Raw genomic sequence first — 15,263 nt, 5'->3', positions numbered from 1 at the left:
GTGCCGGCTCGGGGCGAGGCGACGGGTAACCGTCAGCCGGCGGCATTGTTCAGCGGGGCGGGGCAGGTGCCGCCGGGGCCGGCCAGCAACTCGAAGTGCCACATCTCGTTGGCGTAGACCTGGCACAGGCCATAGCCGGAGCCGTGCCGGATGAGCCAGTCGTCGGCGTCGGTGGGGCCGATGTCCACCGCTTTCCCGGACACGTGGGTCGACTTCTCCGGGGTGTTCACGAACTCCCGCGCCTTTTCCAGGCTCCCGTACTTCTCGATTCCCTCCTCCAGCAGGCGCTGCTGGTGCTCCTTGCTGCGCCAGCCCGACGTGACCACGAATTCGATGCCGTCTCCTCGGGCGTCCCGGGCAGCTGCCTGCACGGCCTTCAGCAGACGCTTGTCCAGACGGGTGACGGCCGCGTGCCGGGTGTCGAAGGGGGTGATTTCACGGTCGTCCGGCAGTTCACCGTCGTCGGCGGCCTCGGGAGGGACCTCCGCGGGCGCTCCACCGCTGTCCGGCGAATGCTCTGCCGGTGCGGTTGCCGGTGCGGCCGGTTCGCTCCGGGTCGTCACGACCCATGTCGCCGACAGCGTCAGAACCAGGAATGCGCCGATTCCTGCCGTCATCCGGCCGGGGAATCGGCGCGCCGCCGTCGGGCGGTTCGCCACGTGGTCCTCGTTCATCGTGGCCTCCAGGCTTCTCGGACGCAGCGGCAGGTGCCGCTCGGGATGCCTTGAGTCAAGGGCGGGACGTGTTGTCGGGCCGTCTCGATTTCCCGATACGTTTTCGATAGGCGCGGACCGCTCCAATGGAGATGGCCGGGTACAGGACCGGCGGCCGGTCCGGCTCGCGGCGGGAATACCGGCAGGAGCGCTCCGCAGTGCGGAAATCGCTCTTCGCCACTGTTCCCTGCGCGGGCCGTAGGCTGAACGGAAGCCGGATATCGTCCGGTTTGACACAGAGCGGGAGAGGCCGCATGCGGGTGCTGATTGTCGAGGACGAGCTGTATCTCGCCGAGGCGGTGCAGGCGGGTCTGAGGCTCGAAGCGATCGCCTCCGACATCGCCGGGGACGGCGACACCGCCTTGGAGCGCCTCGACGTGAACGAGTACGACGTCGTCGTGCTCGACCGCGACATCCCCGGCACGCACGGCGACGACGTGTGCCGGACCATCGTGCAGCGGCGCCTCGGCTGCCGCGTGCTCATGCTGACGGCGGCGGGCCTCCTCGACGAGAAGGTCACCGGGTTCGAGATCGGCGCCGACGACTACCTGACCAAGCCTTTCGACCTGAAAGAGCTGGTCGTACGGCTCCGCTCACTGGCCCGCCGGCCCAAGGACAGCACACCCCCGGTCATCGAGTACGCCGGAATCCGGCTGGACCCGTTCCGGCGCGAAGTCTTCCGGGACGGGAAGTACGTCGCGCTCACCAGGAAGCAGTTCGCCGTCCTGGAAGTCCTCATGACGGCGCGGGGCGGGGTCGTCAGCGCTGAGACGCTGCTGGAGCGGGCCTGGGACGAGAACGCAGACCCGTTCACCAACGCGGTCCGCATCACCATGTCCACCCTCCGCAAACGGCTGGGCGAACCGTGGTCCATCCTCACCGTGCCCGGCGTCGGATACCGGCTCGCCGAACCGGCGGAGCACGGACGGTGAACCGGCGATCAGCACCCCACCGGGCCACCGCCGCGGCACCGGCGGCGGACGATCCGGCGCGCCCCCTTCGGCCGCGCCGGCTGACCGCCCGGATGAAGCTCACCCTCACCTACGCCCTGTTCGTGGTCGTCGCGGGCGCGTTCACCCTGGCCGTCATCTACCTGGCCATGCGGTTCGTGCCCAACTACCCTTTGACCGCCGCGAACCCGCGGGACGAGAGCGGCGCCCCTTCCCGGCAGGAGATCCTTCAGACCCTGCTCAAAGCCTCCGGCCTGACGCTGCTCCTGCTGGCGCTCGTCGGGGTCGGCGGCGGCTGGTTCATCGCGGGCCGTGTCCTGCGGCCCCTGCAGGACATCACCCGAGCTGCCAAGCGGGCGGCCGACGGCTCCCTGGACCATCGCATCGGGCTCACCGGTCCGCGCGACGAGTTCACCGATCTCTCCGACACCTTCGACACCATGCTCGCCCGCCTGCAGCGGTCCTTCGACGCCCAGCAGCGGTTCGCCGCCAACGCCTCGCACGAACTTCGCACCCCGCTCGCCATCAACCGCACCATGCTCGACGTCGCCACCGCCGACCCCGACGGCCAGGACTACCCCCGGCTCGTGGCCCGGCTGCGCGAGACCAACCAGCGCGGCATCGAGGTCACCGACGCCCTGCTGCAACTCTCCGCCCTCGACCACACCTCGCCCGCCACACAGCCGCTCGATCTCGCCGACACCGCCCGAGAGGCCCTCGATCTCGTCCGTGAGGAAGCCGGGACACGGGGCATCACCCTCTCCACCGACATCCGCCCGGCTCCGGCCACCGGCGACGGTGTGTTGCTCCGCCAGCTCACCCTGAACCTGCTCCACAACGCCCTGCGGCACAATCTGCCCACCGGCGGATCGCTCTCGCTGACCACCGAGCCCGATCCGGCGCACCCGGGCCGCGCCGTCCTGACCGTCACCAACACCGGGCCCCTCCTGCCCGACACGGTCGACCACCTCACCGAACCGTTCCTGCGCGGCAGCGGACGTCTGGCCGAGAAGGACCCCGCGCGCCGCGGGCACGGCCTCGGCCTGGCCATCGTCGCCGGTGTCGTCCGCGCCCACCACGGCGACCTGACCCTGACCCCGAACCGCGGCGGCGGGCTCACCGCCCGCGTGTCGCTCCCCGGCCGTTAGGGGCCGTCCGATCAGGCCGGATGTCCCCGCGGGCCCCTCGTGGGCGCGTGTCATCAGCACCTCTCGGGACCAGGTATTATTTTCGAGTCAGCAGGCGCCGCTAGCTCAGTTGGTTAGAGCAGCTGACTCTTAATCAGCGGGTCCGGGGTTCGAGTCCCTGGCGGCGCACAGACAACGCAGTGGGCGGTCTACGTAGATGTACGTAGACCGCCCACTGCGTTTTTTGCTGCCCATCGTTCCATACAAGTGTGTTACACAGACGTACTAGACACTTGTTTTAAACGCTCGTATATTTCCTGGCATGACGAACGCGACGAGCACCACCACTGATCGCAGTGACCTCGCCGGCCGCAAGGAATGGACCGCCTTCGTGGTCCTCCTGCTCCCCCTCCTCCTTGTCTCGATGGACGTCTCCGTCCTCTTCTTCGCGATCCCGTCCATCGACCGGGACCTCGCCCCCAGCGCCACCCAGCAGCTCTGGATCTTCGATGTGTACGGCTTCGCCCTGTCCGGCCTGCTCATCACGATGGGCTCGCTCGGCGACCGGATCGGCCGCCGCAAGCTGCTGCTCCTCGGGGCGGCCGCCTTCGGCACCGCGTCCGTCGGCGCGGCATACGCCACCAGCCCCGAGATGCTGATCGCGGCACGTGCGCTGCTCGGGATCGGCGGAGCGACGCTGATGCCGTCGACGATGGGACTCGTACGGAACATGTTCCGCAACGAGCGGCAGCGCAGCACCGCGGTCGGCATCTGGTCCGGCGCCATGGCGGGCGGGATCGCACTCGGCTCGGTGCTCAGCGGGGTCATGCTGCAGCACTTCTGGTGGGGCTCGGTCTTCCTGATCAATGTGCCGGCGATGGTGCTGCTGCTGGTTCTGGTGCCGATGCTGGTCCCGGAGTTCAAGGACCCGAATCCGGGGCGGTTCGACCTGTGGAGCGTGCCGCTTTCGATGGGCGCCGTGCTCCCCGTCGTCTACGGCGTCAAGGAGAGCGCGGCCCATGGTCTCGACGCGCGCAACGCCCTGATCATCGCCATCGGCCTCCTCGTCAGCTGGTTCTTCGTCCGCCGTCAGCGCGTCCGTGACGACGCGATGATCAGCCGGGAGCTGTTCCGCGGGAAGGGCTTCGCCGCCGGAATCGGCCTGAACTCCCTCGCCGCGTTCGCGATGATGGGTTCCGCCTTCTTCACCACCCAGTACCTCCAGTCGGTGCTCGGCATGTCCACGATGGAGGCCGCCCTGTGGAGCCTGGCCCCATCACTGGCGGTGGGGGCCGCGGCGCCGACGGCCACGGCCATCGCCCAGCGGGTCGACCGTTCATACGTCATCTCCGCCGGATTCGTCATCGCCGCCGCCGGGTTCGCCCTGCTGGCCCTGTCCGACACGGACTCGCTGTGGCTGCTGCTCATCGGCTCGGCCGTGATGAGCTCGGGCATCGTCACCGTCATGGCACTCGTCTCGGACCTGGCGCTGGCGACCGCCCCGCCGGAGAAGGCCGGTTCGGCCGCGTCACTGCTGGAGACCGGTCAGGAGTTCGGCGGCGCGATGGGCATGGCGCTGCTGGGCGCGGTCGCCACCGCGGTGTACGCGGCGGACCTGCCGGACTCCGCACCCGAGGCCGCGCGCAAGACGCTGCCGGGGGCACTGGCCACGGGGGACGCGTCGCTGATCTCGGCCGGCCGGGAGGCATTCGTGCACAGCATGCAGTACGCGTCGGTGGCGGGATCGTTGATTCTGCTGGCGGGAGCGGTGCTCGCCGTGGCACTTCTGCGGCGCGGAAGTGGGGCCGTGAAGCAGCTGGCCCCGACGCACTGACGGGCCGCCGACGTCGCCCCGTCCGTCCTCGTCCGCCGGACGGGCCTGAGTTCCGAGCCCGTGGAGGGTCCTCTGCCTGCCCTTCAGACCATGGGGGGGATCGGGGACAGGAGAGCTGTTCGTCCGTGCGCCTCGTACTCGGCGAGCAGGCCGGCCAGTTCCTCGCCCCCCAACGGGCCGTAGGCACCACCGCCCACCCCGTTCCACCACACCGGGTCCGCGCTCCGGAAGCCCACGCGGCGGAGCGCGACCCGGTGCACCTTGTTCGTCGCCGTGACCGGCATCGCCGGGACGATCCGCACGAAGCGGGGCGCCATCTTCGTCCCCAGATCCGGCTGGGCCGCCAGGAACGCGGCGAAGGCGTCCGGGTCGAACACCGCCCCCTCACGCAGCGCCAACGCCGCCATCACCTGGTCTCCGGCCACCGGGTCCGGCACCGCGTACACCGCGACGGCCGCCGCGTCCCCCCAGCGGGCCAGGATGTTCTCGATCATCGCGGCCGCCAGGTTCTCGCTGTCGACGCGCAGCCGGTCGTCCGTGCGGCCCGCGAAGTAGAGGAAGCCGTCGAGGTCGCGGAAGAACAGGTCCCCGGTCCAGTACCAGCCGCCGCGCACCCGCGCCGCGTCCGCCTCCGCGTTGCGCCAGTAGCCCTCGAAGGGCGTACGGCCCCGGTTGACCAACTCACCTATGGCTTCGTCCCCGTTGACCAGTCGTCCGCCCTCGTCGAAGACCGCGGCGGCGCGCTCCTCACCGGTCTCCGGGTCGACCACGGCGAGATCGTCCCGCACGGAGGCCCGCCCGATGGCGCCGGCCGGGGTGTCCGGGGTCCGCTGGATCGCCGCGCCGCCCTCGGAGGATCCGTACCCCTCCACCAGCCGCACCCCGAACCGCTCCCGGAACCTGGCCGCGTCCACGGCGCCCGCCTCGGTGCCGAAGCCGAGCCGCAGCGGATGGTCCCGGTCATCGGGGCGCTCGGGGGTGGCCAGCAGGTACTGCACGGCGCGGCCGACGTAGGTGAAGTACGTGGCGCCGTACGCCCGTACGTCGTCGAGAAAGCCTGAGGCCGAGAAGCGGCGGCGCAGGGCGACCGCGGCGCCGCCCGCCAGTGCGGGTGCCCAGTCGGCGATCACTGCGTTGCCGTGGAACATCGGCATGCAGACGTAGTGGACGTCGTCGCGCCGGACCCCGAAGTGGTCGACCAGCGACTGCCCGGCCGCGGCCAGCCGCCCCTGGGTGCAGACCGCGGCCTTGGGCGCACCGGTCGACCCGGAGGTGAAGTAGAGCAGCATGCGGGTGGCGGACCGGACCTCCCCGAGCACCGCGTCGCCCGGCTCGGCCCCCGCGTAGCCGGCGAGCAGCTCGGCGTACGCGTCGGTGTCGGTGACGAGCAGCCGTACGCCCGGCAGATCGAGCCCGTCGAGCAACGGCAGATGCGCGCGTTCGGTGACCAGGACCCGGCACTCGGTGTGCCTGATGTCGCGGGCCAGTTCGGCGCCGCGCCGGGTCGGGTTGATGCCCGCAACGGCGGCCCCGGCCAGGGCCGCCGCGCTCAACCACAGGGGGAATTCGGGAGTGTTGTCGAGCAGCACCCCCAGGTGCGGTTCGCTGCCCGCCGGCAGCAGATCCACCAGGAGCGCAGCCCGTGCGGCAGCGCCGACGGCGACCTGGTGGTGACTGAGGACGGTGTCCTCATGCCTCAACCCGGGCCGGTGGTCGCCCCATTGGTGCTGTACGAGCTCCGCGACGGTGCCTGCGCTCCCCATGGCGCCGCACGGTAACTGACTAAGCGTCAGAACTGAACATCGGAGCACGCGTAGAACGCGTTCCCGGTGTCCGCTATGTTCCAGACGCTCAGGATGATGTGCCGCCCGGTCTTCTGGGTGGGGATGGTGCCCTGCTGGGTCAGGGTGGCCGGGGGCTGCTGACCGCCGTACGGCACGGTCATGAACGGCTGGGACTCGAGCGCCGCCCTGGTGAGCGGTTTGGTGGGGTCCCAGCCGTTCTTGGTGATGTAGTACCGGAAGTCCGTTGTGGCGTGGCGGGCGGTGAACTGCCAGCGGAAGCTGAAGCCCTGACCCGCGGTGACCTTGGTGGCGGGCCAGCTGCCGCCGCGCGGGTCGTCCAGTGCGGCGAAGTTGTCGTGGGCGCCGGAGCAGATCTTGCCGTCGGCCGGACCCGCTGCCGGGAAGCCCTTGGGAGCCTCGACGCTCTGCGGCTCGTACTGGATGGCACCGCAGCCGGTGACGGTGCCGTTGGCGCAGAGCTTCTGGCGACTGATGGGGTTGTCGGTGTAGCCGTGACTGCCGGCGCTGCTCGTCGCGAACATCGAGACGCCCGCGATGGCGAGGCCTATGACGGCCGCGCTTGCCCGTTTACGCATTGCTGTCGCTCCTCAAGAACGTGGGGGAGGTTCCATGAGCACTGCTGCGCGCGTGATGGTGCGGTCTAGACCAAGCCTTAGATTATTGACAGGGCATGAACATGTCCAGACCAATGGGAGTGGGATTCCGGTTCCCCACGGAGACGGCGCGCCGGCGCGATCAGGAGCCCTCCCTACTGGTGCGTCCGGTGTAGAAGGCCACCGTGAGGTCCTTGACCAGCGCCTTCCGTTCGTAGTCGTCGAGCGTCACGAGGCCTCGCGCGGTCAGCCGGCTGACCGTGTCGTCCACCGCGTCGACCACGGAAGTCAGCACGCTGTCGCGGTGTTGGGCGTCGATGGCGGCGATCCGTCGGCGCTGCATGGAAGCGGCGACCTCCGGCGCGTACTCGATACCGGTCGGCTGCGCGGAGTACACCTCGATACCCACCGGCTCGCATTCCCCCTGCAGCGTCAGGGTCAGCGCGTCCCCGACCGCCTCCGCGTTGCGCAGGGTGTGCGCGTCCTCGTGGAAGGAGTCGGCGGGCAGCTGCGAGAGGACCCGCGCAATCGCCGACTCGACCTGCTCGCGCAGATAGTCCTCGTGGTCCGTCACCCCGAACGTCGCCCGCACCGTGTCCTTGATCCGCCACACGACGAGGACGACGACGCGCAGCGCCGTACCGTTCGCGTCCACGGCGGGCAGCGGTTCGCTCCGCCAGTGCCGAAGCCGCACGTCGACGCGGCGGCGCGCCAGCAGCGGGTTGGTCCAGACGAGTCCGGTCCGGCGCACGGTACCCCGGTACTCGCCGAAGAGCGTCAGCACCCACGCGCTCCCGACGCGCCCACGGCCCAGACCGCCGACCGCGACGAGCACCAGGATCACCGACAGGAAGAGCTCCGCCAAGGACCCGACGCCGATCCCCTCGTACGGGCGCGCATCGATCCCGGCCCGCGCGAGCAGGCCACGCGGCACCGCACCGGCCCACCACAGCACGGCGCCACCGGCGACGATCCCGGCCAGCCCGGTGAGCACCGCGATCCACCCGGGCAGTGCGCTCCCCGGCTTCTCGGTCAGGTACGGATCCGTGCTCGGAGCGGGCCTGATGGGTGCCTGCACCTGCCCCCTGCGTGCGACGGGCGCCCGCCGCACGCCCGTCGCCTTCTCCCCGCTGCCACCCTGCCGCGTTCGATCGACATGGGACGTGGCGGAGTCGTCGCGGGAGGAGATGTGCACGGGGACGACGGCGTCGTGCTCCTTGGTGCTGACCGACCGCCGCCGCCCGGTCTCCCACCGGGCACCGGCGCCGTCCGCCCCGTCGCCCGCGGCTCCGGACACCGTCTCGGGCACGGCGTACTGCGCGGCATCGTGCAAGGCGTCGGACACCGTCTCGGGCACGGTGTCGGGCACGGCGCCGAGCATGACGTCGGGCGCGCACTCGGGCACGGTGTACGGCGCGGTATCGAGCAGGGCAGCGGATGCGGCGTCGGGCGTGGTGTCGCGCACGATGCCTGGCCCCGGCTCGACTCCGATGGGCTCGGGCGGCCATACGGCCCTGACCTCGACAGCCGGCACGGGGTCCGAGACCGTGGCAGACACCGAGACCGGCACGGGGTCCGGAACCGGCACCGGGTCCGGGACCGGGGCAGCCACCGAAGCCGGCACGGAGCCGGGTGCGCCATCGAGCAAGGCGTCGAGCACGGTGTCGGGCACCGGCTCGGTACCGACGGGTCCGGGCGGCGGCCATGCGGCCCCGGCCCCGACGGCCCGTGCGGGGTCCGGAGCCGGGGCTGGGTCCGGAGCCGGGGCGGCTTCCCCTTCGTCCCCGACCGTCACCAGGCCGGCGACCACGGGGCCGAGTGCGGCGTCGGGCGCGGTGCCGGGCACCGGCCCGGCTCCGACGGATCCGGGCGGCCGTACGGCCCCGGCCGCGACAGACGGCACGGGGTCCGGGACCGGGGCAGCCACCGAAGCCGGCACGGGGTCCGCAACCGGGACGGACACCGATGCCGAGGCCGCCCCGAGGGTGGAGTCCTTGGCTTCGCCCGGGACCAGGTCGAGCACCACGTCGAGGACGGAGTCCGTCCCTTCGCCCGGCTCGGCACCCGTACGGGACCCTGCGTCGGCACCCACGCCCGGGCCCCATCCGGCCCTCGTTTCCTCGCCGCCGTTCACCGACTCACCTTCCATCCTGTTCTCCTTCTCCGGACCTCCGGAGCTGTCCGACACCGTGGATTTCATTCCCGCCTCCGTCATGTCCGTTCCGTCACGCGAAAAGTCGTTGCCAGGTCTCTGGGCCGGGGTAGCCGTCGGCCTCTGCGCCCCGCCAGCCCTGGGCCCGCTGGAAGGCACCGACATTGCGGCGGTCCTCCTCGGTCCATCGGGGGCCGGGGCCCTTTGCGTAGTGCTTGCCGTATCCCTTCCTCACCAACTGTCTGCCGAGCTCGTCGACATGGCTGTTGGACCGACCCGGCCGGAAATGGTCCCGGCCCGGGAACGCCGGAGCCGCGGTCGAACCGCCCCTGTCCTCGCTGCCGCTCGCGGGGATGTCCCGGCCCGTTCCGCTCACCAGCAGGCGCCAGGTGTCCGGGCCGGGGATGCCGTCCGCTTCCTTGCCCGACCAGCCCTGGGCCTTCTGGAACGCCTGGGTCGCGCGCCGGTCCGCGTCGCCCCAGTCCGGTCCCGGGCCGCCCTTGTAGAAGCGCTTGCCGCCTCGGTCCACGAGCATGCGGCCGAGCCGGGTGACGTACGCGCTGCTGACGCCGGGATCGAACTTCGCGGCACCCGGGAACGCCGAAATCGCCTTCGGACTACTGCTACCGGTACCGGTGGAAAGCCCCTTGTAGCGGTACGGGACGTAGCTGCCGGAGTGGGTCCAGTACGCCATGGGCGTCGTCTGCTTACGCGTGTGCGAGGGCGTCTGCTCGTACGCCGAGTAATGGCTGTGCGTGTAGTCGGTCCAGCCGCCGAAGATCGTGACGTGCGAGCCCTTCGTCGGGTTGGCCTTGTTGTGGAAGAGCAGGATGTCGCCGGGCTTCAGATCCTTGCGGGCGATCTTGGTCCCGAATTTGGCGAGGCTGCCGGTCCACTCGTTGCCCTTCAGCTTCCAGGCCATCGACACATAGCCGGAGCAGTCCTGCCGGTAGCCGTCGGACCAGTACTTCGCCATGCCGTACGGGACCTGCTCGCTGACCCATTTCTTCGCCCGGTTGATGATGTCCGTCCGTGTGGTCCTCGGCGTCTGCGGTGCCGAGCCCGTGGACGAAGGCGGCCCCGGGGTCCCGCCACCCCGCAGAGGGCCGGGGGTGCCCTGCGGACTGCCGGATTCCGAGTCGTCCGGATCCGGATCGCCCGGGTCGGCCAGATCGGCCGGGTCGCCCTGGTCGGCCAGATCGGCCGGATCGCCCAGGTCGGCCGGATCGCCCGGGTCACTCGGGCCGGCCGGGATCGGCGTCGGGTCCGCCCGGGCGGACCCGACGGATCCTGCGGCCCCTGCGGTTCCGGTGCCTTCGGCGTGCCCGGTCACCGCGCTCGCCGCCTCGGCCCCGCCGGTGCCGAGCACCACGCCCGCCGCCGTGACCATGACCAGCGCGCGCCGTGCCCCATGCGCGGCAGGGTGTCCTCCGTACCGCCTCGGCAGGGCCCTGGCGGCGGCTCGGCGCTGCGCGGCACACCCCGCGCAGGTGCAGTCGGCGGCGGGCGCGTACTCCTCGAAGGCCGGCACAGTCATGCGAGTCCCTCCGCACTCTCAAGATCTTTGGGCGCATCTGCACAGGCGTCAGCGTTTCAACTCACCTGACATATTGCATTTTGACGGATAGAAGTGAAAAAACGACCATCCGACAGGCCGTGATCGACAGGAAATGGTCAGAAGCACCCCCTGGAGGTCGGGTAGAGTTCTCCAGGTCAGCAGGCGCCGCTAGCTCAGTTGGTTAGAGCAGCTGACTCTTAATCAGCGGGTCCGGGGTTCGAGTCCCTGGCGGCGCACGCAGAATCAAGGCCCCCTCACTCAGCGTGAGGGGGCCTTGTTCGTGCGCGCGCGGCCCGTACACCTCCGCACGCCCCTCCACAAGAGTCACTCAAATCGCACATATGGTTGATTACCGGCCCTGATTCACCCTTGCGATAACGACCTGGGTCATACAACCTGTCATGGGGTCATCGGCTTCAACCAGGCCGATGACACCCGCAGTTGGGACAATGCGGGGGAAGTTCCGGTTGCGGTACCGCGGGGTGGGGGTCCCGCTCATGGACGGATGCCGAGGGGCATCCTGCAGCCGGAAGGGCGCAGTCCCGTGTCTCGGGGGAAGCGGCCCGCCAGCGATGTCGCCCGCGGCGATCGAGGGGGATTGCGGCGGACGAGACGACCGACCGATCACGCAGTGACCAGTGCGTGCAGGGGGATGACCCATGACGTCGACGCCGACCGGCGCCGGACAGGACGACGACCACTCCTCCCGGACCACACAGCTGCGGTTACCCCCGCAGCTGCGGACCGGGGTACAACGGCGCCACCCGAAGAAGGCGCTGCCGCGTTACGACTACGAGCACTACAGCCGGCTGGCCGGGCCACTGACCCAGCCCGATCCGGACAAGCCCTACACCGTGCGGTTCCGCTCGCTGCTCTCGCAGGAGCCGCACAGGATCCGCGCCGCGCTCCTGCTCGGCGCCGCACCGCTCGTCTCGCTCGGCCTGTTCGCCTGGCTGATGCAGCCCGAGCACTGGACCCGACGCGACCCGAACGTCAAGAACGACACGCTGCTGATCCTCGACATCGTCATGCTCGTCTCGATCGGTCTGATCGAGCTCTTCCGCACGATGAATGTCCTGTCGAACGCGCACGCGACGCTGGTCGCGCGTGACCCGGTCCCCGTCGTGCCCGAGTCCGGCACCAGGGTCGCCTTCCTCACCTCCTTCGTCCCGGGCAAGGAGCCCCTGGAGATGGTGACGAAGACCCTCGAAGCTGCGGTCCGCGTCCGGCACCGAGGACCGCTGCACGTCTGGCTGCTCGACGAGGGCGACGACCCCGCGGTGAAGGAGGTCTGTGCCCGCCTCGGGGTGCACCACTTCTCCCGCAAGGGAGTCCCGCACTGGAACCGGACCGAGGGCGCGCACCGCGCGAGGACCAAGCACGGCAACTACAACGCCTGGCTCGACGCCCACGGCGGTGCGTACGACTTCTTCGCCTCGGTCGACACCGATCACGTACCGCTGCCCAACTACCTGGAGCGGATGCTCGGCTACTTCCGCGACCCGGACGTCGGCTTCGTCATCGGCCCGCAGGTCTACGGCAACTACGACACACTCGTCACGAAGGCCGCCGAGTCCCAGCAGTTCCTCTTCCACGCACTGATCCAGCGCGCGGGCAACCGCTACGGCGCCCCGATGTTCGTCGGCACCAGCAATGCCGTGCGGATATCGGCCCTGCAGCAGATCGGCGGCCTGTACGACTCGATCACCGAGGACATGGCGACCGGCTTCGAGATGCACCGGGCCCGCAACCCGCGCACCGGCCGGAACTGGCGCTCGGTGTACACCCCGGACGTGCTGGCCGTCGGCGAGGGCCCGACCGCATGGACAGACTTCTTCACCCAGCAGCTGCGCTGGTCACGGGGGACGTACGAAACGATCCTCAAGCAGTACTGGAGAGGGATCGGGACGCTCCCCTTCGGCAGGCTCTTCAACTACACGATGATGATCATTTTCTACCCGATGTCGGCCCTGAACTGGATCCTGGCGGCACTCAGTTGCGCACTGTTCCTGGGCATGGGCGCCTCGGGAGTGCAGATCGACCCGGTCGTCTGGATGATGCTGTACGGCAACGCCTCGGCGCTCCAGATCGGTCTGTACATCTGGAACCGGCGGCACAACGTGTCTCCGCACGAGCCCGAGGGCTCCGGCGGTCTGGCGGGCATGATGATGTCCGCGCTCTCCGCCCCGATCTACGCACGTTCCCTGATGGATGCCGTACTGCGCCGCAAGAGCTCGTTCGTGGTGACACCCAAGGGCGACTCGTCCAGCCCTGACACCCTGTTCGGCACCTTCCGCATCCATCTCTTCTTCATCCTGGTCTTCGGCGGTTCCCTCACCGCGTCCTTCGTTCTCGGCCACAGCCATCCGGCGATGCTCGCCTGGGCCGCCCTGGCCCTGCTCATCACGGCGGCGCCGATCGTCTGCTGGCGGCACACCGTCCGCACGGAGAAGAAGAAGCGGCGCGGCGGACCGCCACCGCCGCAGGGCGGCGCACCGGCCCCTCGTCCGGTGCACTCCCCGCAGGAGCGGCCCGGCCGGCTCGCCGACGACCAGACCGTGCAGATCGCCCTTGGGGGACGTGAACGATGAAGTACCACCCGAGCCGCCGTACCCGCCGCATGGCGATCAGTACGGCGGTGGTTCTGGCGCTCTCGGGAGCGAACGGGCCGTGGCTGTACCGCTTCGGCAGCGAGCGCTACCACGCGTACGCGATCAACAAACCGGAGTACAAGGCCGCCAACGGACACTGGAGCTTCCTGGACGTGCCGTCCGAGTTCCGGATCAACACGATCCACGCCGCCCTGCTGCACACCGGCAAGGTGCTGCTCGTCGCGGGCTCCGGCAACAACCAGAAGAACTTCGACGCGAAGAGCTTCCGGTCCGTGCTGTGGGACCCGGCGGCCGGCACGTTCAAGAACATACCCACGCCCAAGGACATGTTCTGCTCCGGTCACACCCAGCTGCCGGACGGCAAGCTGCTGATAGCCGGCGGCACGAAGCGGTACGAGAAGCTCGAGGGCGATGTCACCAAGGCCGGCGGCCTGATGATCGTCCACAACGAGGACCCGGACAAGCCGGTCACCCTGCCCGCGGGCACCCGGTTCACCGGCAAGGGGAACGGGAAGACGTTCGTCTCCAAGGACCCGGTACTGGTGGAGAGGGCCACCAAGGTCTTCGACAGGCGGACCGGCGCATTCCTGCGCAACGATCCCGGGCTCGGCCGGATCTACGTCGAGTCCCGGCAGGCCGGCACGGAGTACGGGACGGGCACCCAGGACAACTACCGGGTCTCCGGCCTCTCCGGCTCCGACACCCGGAACGTGTACGGAATCGCCCAGAAGCTCGCCCTCGACAAGAAGGATTTCCAGGGCATCCGGGAGGCGTACGAATTCGACCCGGTGGCGGAGAAGTACATCACCGTCGACCCGATGCACGAGGCACGCTGGTATCCGACACTGACCACACTGGACGACGGGAAGGTCCTCGCCCTGTCCGGGCTGGACGAGATCGGGCAGATCGTGCCCGGCAAGGACGAGATCTACGACCCGAAGACCAGGAAGTGGAAGTACACCGGCATCGTCCGGAAGTTCCCCACGTACCCCGCGGTCTTCCTCCTGAACGACGGCAAGCTCTTCTACTCCGGCTCGAACGCCGGGTACGGACCCGCCGACATCGGCCGCGACCCCGGTATCTGGGACCTCGCGACCAACAGGTTCCAGAAGATCCCGGGACTGAGCGACGCCGACGAGATGGAGACATCGGCGACGATACGGCTGCCTCCCGCCCAGGACGAGAAGTTCATGGTCATCGGCGGCGGCGGGGTCGGTGAGTCGGAGAGGTCCAGCGAGAAGTCCCGGCTGGTCGACCTCAAGGACCCAGACCCCGAGTTCCGGGACGGCGCGTCGCTCGACGAGGGCACCCGCTACCCGAGCGCGACGCTGCTGCCGGACGACTCGGTGCTGGTCACCGGCGGCTCCGACGACTACCGGGGGCGCGGCGGCTCGAACGTCCTGCAGGCGCGGCTGTACGACGCGAAGACGGACAGGTACAAGCGGGTCGCGGACCCGGCGGTGGGCCGCAACTACCACTCGGGGTCCGTACTGCTCCCCGACGGCCGCATCATGATCTTCGGCTCGGACTCGCTCTACGCCGACAGGGCGAACTCCCGCCCCGGCGTCTTCGAGCAACGCATCGAGATCTACACCCCGCCCTACCTGTACCGCGGCTCACGCCCGGAGCTGACCGCGGGACCGAAGAGGCTACGGCGGGGCGGTACGGGGATGTTCACGACCTCACGGGGGTCGACGATCACGTCGGCGAAGCTGATGCGGCCGAGCGCGGTGACGCATGTGACGGACACGGACCAACGGTCGGTGGAGCTGGGGCTGGCGAGAACGGCGGGGGGCATCTCGGTGACCGTGCCGAAGAACCGGGCGCTGGTGCCGTCGGGGTGGTACATGCTGTTCGTGACGGACTCCAAGGGGACTCCGTCGGAGGGGACATGGGTGGAGATCCCGTAGACCGAGGGG

At 69.8% G+C, this 15,263-nt stretch carries 10 protein-coding genes and 2 tRNA genes; 7 read left to right on the top strand and 5 right to left on the bottom strand.

Translation table 11 applies throughout. From position 1 onward, the window contains the following. Nucleotides 1-32 precede the first annotated feature (32 nt). Nucleotides 33-674, bottom strand: a complete 642-nt coding sequence (locus tag OG963_RS28545) for a M15 family metallopeptidase (protein ID WP_093776922.1) — start codon at nt 672-674, stop codon at nt 33-35. A gap of 293 nt (nt 675-967) precedes the next feature. Here OG963_RS28545 and OG963_RS28540 point away from each other — a divergent pair, with 293 nt between their 5' ends. The 4 genes from OG963_RS28540 (at nt 968) to OG963_RS28525 (ending at nt 4,624) form a co-directional block, all read left to right on the top strand. Beyond that, nucleotides 968-1,645, top strand: coding sequence for a response regulator transcription factor (locus tag OG963_RS28540; RefSeq protein ID WP_030923319.1), 678 nt, complete (start codon nt 968-970; stop codon nt 1,643-1,645). Continuing rightward, nucleotides 1,642-2,811 carry a HAMP domain-containing sensor histidine kinase gene (locus OG963_RS28535; protein WP_256223720.1) on the top strand — a complete coding sequence of 390 codons (1,170 nt, stop codon included), beginning with the start codon at nt 1,642-1,644 and terminating at the stop codon, nt 2,809-2,811. Before OG963_RS28540 ends, OG963_RS28535 begins: the two co-directional genes overlap by 4 nt. A gap of 94 nt (nt 2,812-2,905) precedes the next feature. Next, nucleotides 2,906-2,979, top strand: a tRNA-Lys gene (locus OG963_RS28530). 133 nt (nt 2,980-3,112) lie between these two features. Further along, entirely contained in the window at nt 3,113-4,624 is a 1,512-nt protein-coding gene (locus OG963_RS28525) for an MFS transporter (RefSeq protein WP_093930499.1), read from the top strand. Nucleotides 4,625-4,707: 83 nt separating this feature from the next. Here OG963_RS28525 and OG963_RS28520 read toward each other — a convergent pair whose 3' ends face one another. From OG963_RS28520 to OG963_RS28505, 4 genes are all read right to left on the bottom strand, one after another. After that, entirely contained in the window at nt 4,708-6,387 is a 1,680-nt protein-coding gene (locus OG963_RS28520) for an AMP-binding protein (protein WP_371799606.1), read from the bottom strand. Nucleotides 6,388-6,413: 26 nt separating this feature from the next. Next, on the bottom strand, nt 6,414-7,004 hold the full coding sequence (locus OG963_RS28515) for a lytic polysaccharide monooxygenase (RefSeq protein WP_093776916.1): 591 nt from the start codon (nt 7,002-7,004) through the stop codon (nt 6,414-6,416). Nucleotides 7,005-7,164: 160 nt separating this feature from the next. Continuing rightward, a complete protein-coding gene (locus OG963_RS28510; protein WP_371799605.1) occupies nt 7,165-9,171 on the bottom strand; it encodes an SPFH domain-containing protein in 2,007 nt (668 codons plus the stop codon). A 76-nt stretch (nt 9,172-9,247) separates the two neighbouring features. Beyond that, nucleotides 9,248-10,711: a peptidoglycan-binding protein gene (locus OG963_RS28505; RefSeq protein WP_371799604.1), complete on the bottom strand. Its 1,464-nt coding sequence runs from the start codon at nt 10,709-10,711 to the stop codon at nt 9,248-9,250. 183 nt (nt 10,712-10,894) lie between these two features. On the opposite strand from OG963_RS28505, the gene OG963_RS28500 reads away from it, so the two are divergent. From OG963_RS28500 to OG963_RS28490, 3 genes are all read left to right on the top strand, one after another. After that, nucleotides 10,895-10,968: transfer RNA gene (locus OG963_RS28500), tRNA-Lys, on the top strand. A 423-nt stretch (nt 10,969-11,391) separates the two neighbouring features. Beyond that, nucleotides 11,392-13,323 carry a glycosyltransferase family 2 protein gene (locus tag OG963_RS28495; RefSeq protein ID WP_371799603.1) on the top strand — a complete coding sequence of 644 codons (1,932 nt, stop codon included), beginning with the start codon at nt 11,392-11,394 and terminating at the stop codon, nt 13,321-13,323. Then, the gene (locus tag OG963_RS28490; protein WP_371799602.1) at nt 13,320-15,254 is read left to right on the top strand and encodes a galactose oxidase-like domain-containing protein; all 1,935 of its coding nucleotides are present in this window, start codon (nt 13,320-13,322) and stop codon (nt 15,252-15,254) included. Before OG963_RS28495 ends, OG963_RS28490 begins: the two co-directional genes overlap by 4 nt. Nucleotides 15,255-15,263: the final 9 nt, after the last annotated feature.

The sequence above is a fragment of the Streptomyces sp. NBC_01707 genome (assembly GCF_041438805.1).
Taxonomy (GTDB): domain Bacteria; phylum Actinomycetota; class Actinomycetes; order Streptomycetales; family Streptomycetaceae; genus Streptomyces.
Note: the sequence above shows the minus strand (reverse complement) of the source record. Positions and strands in the feature narration are given on the sequence as shown.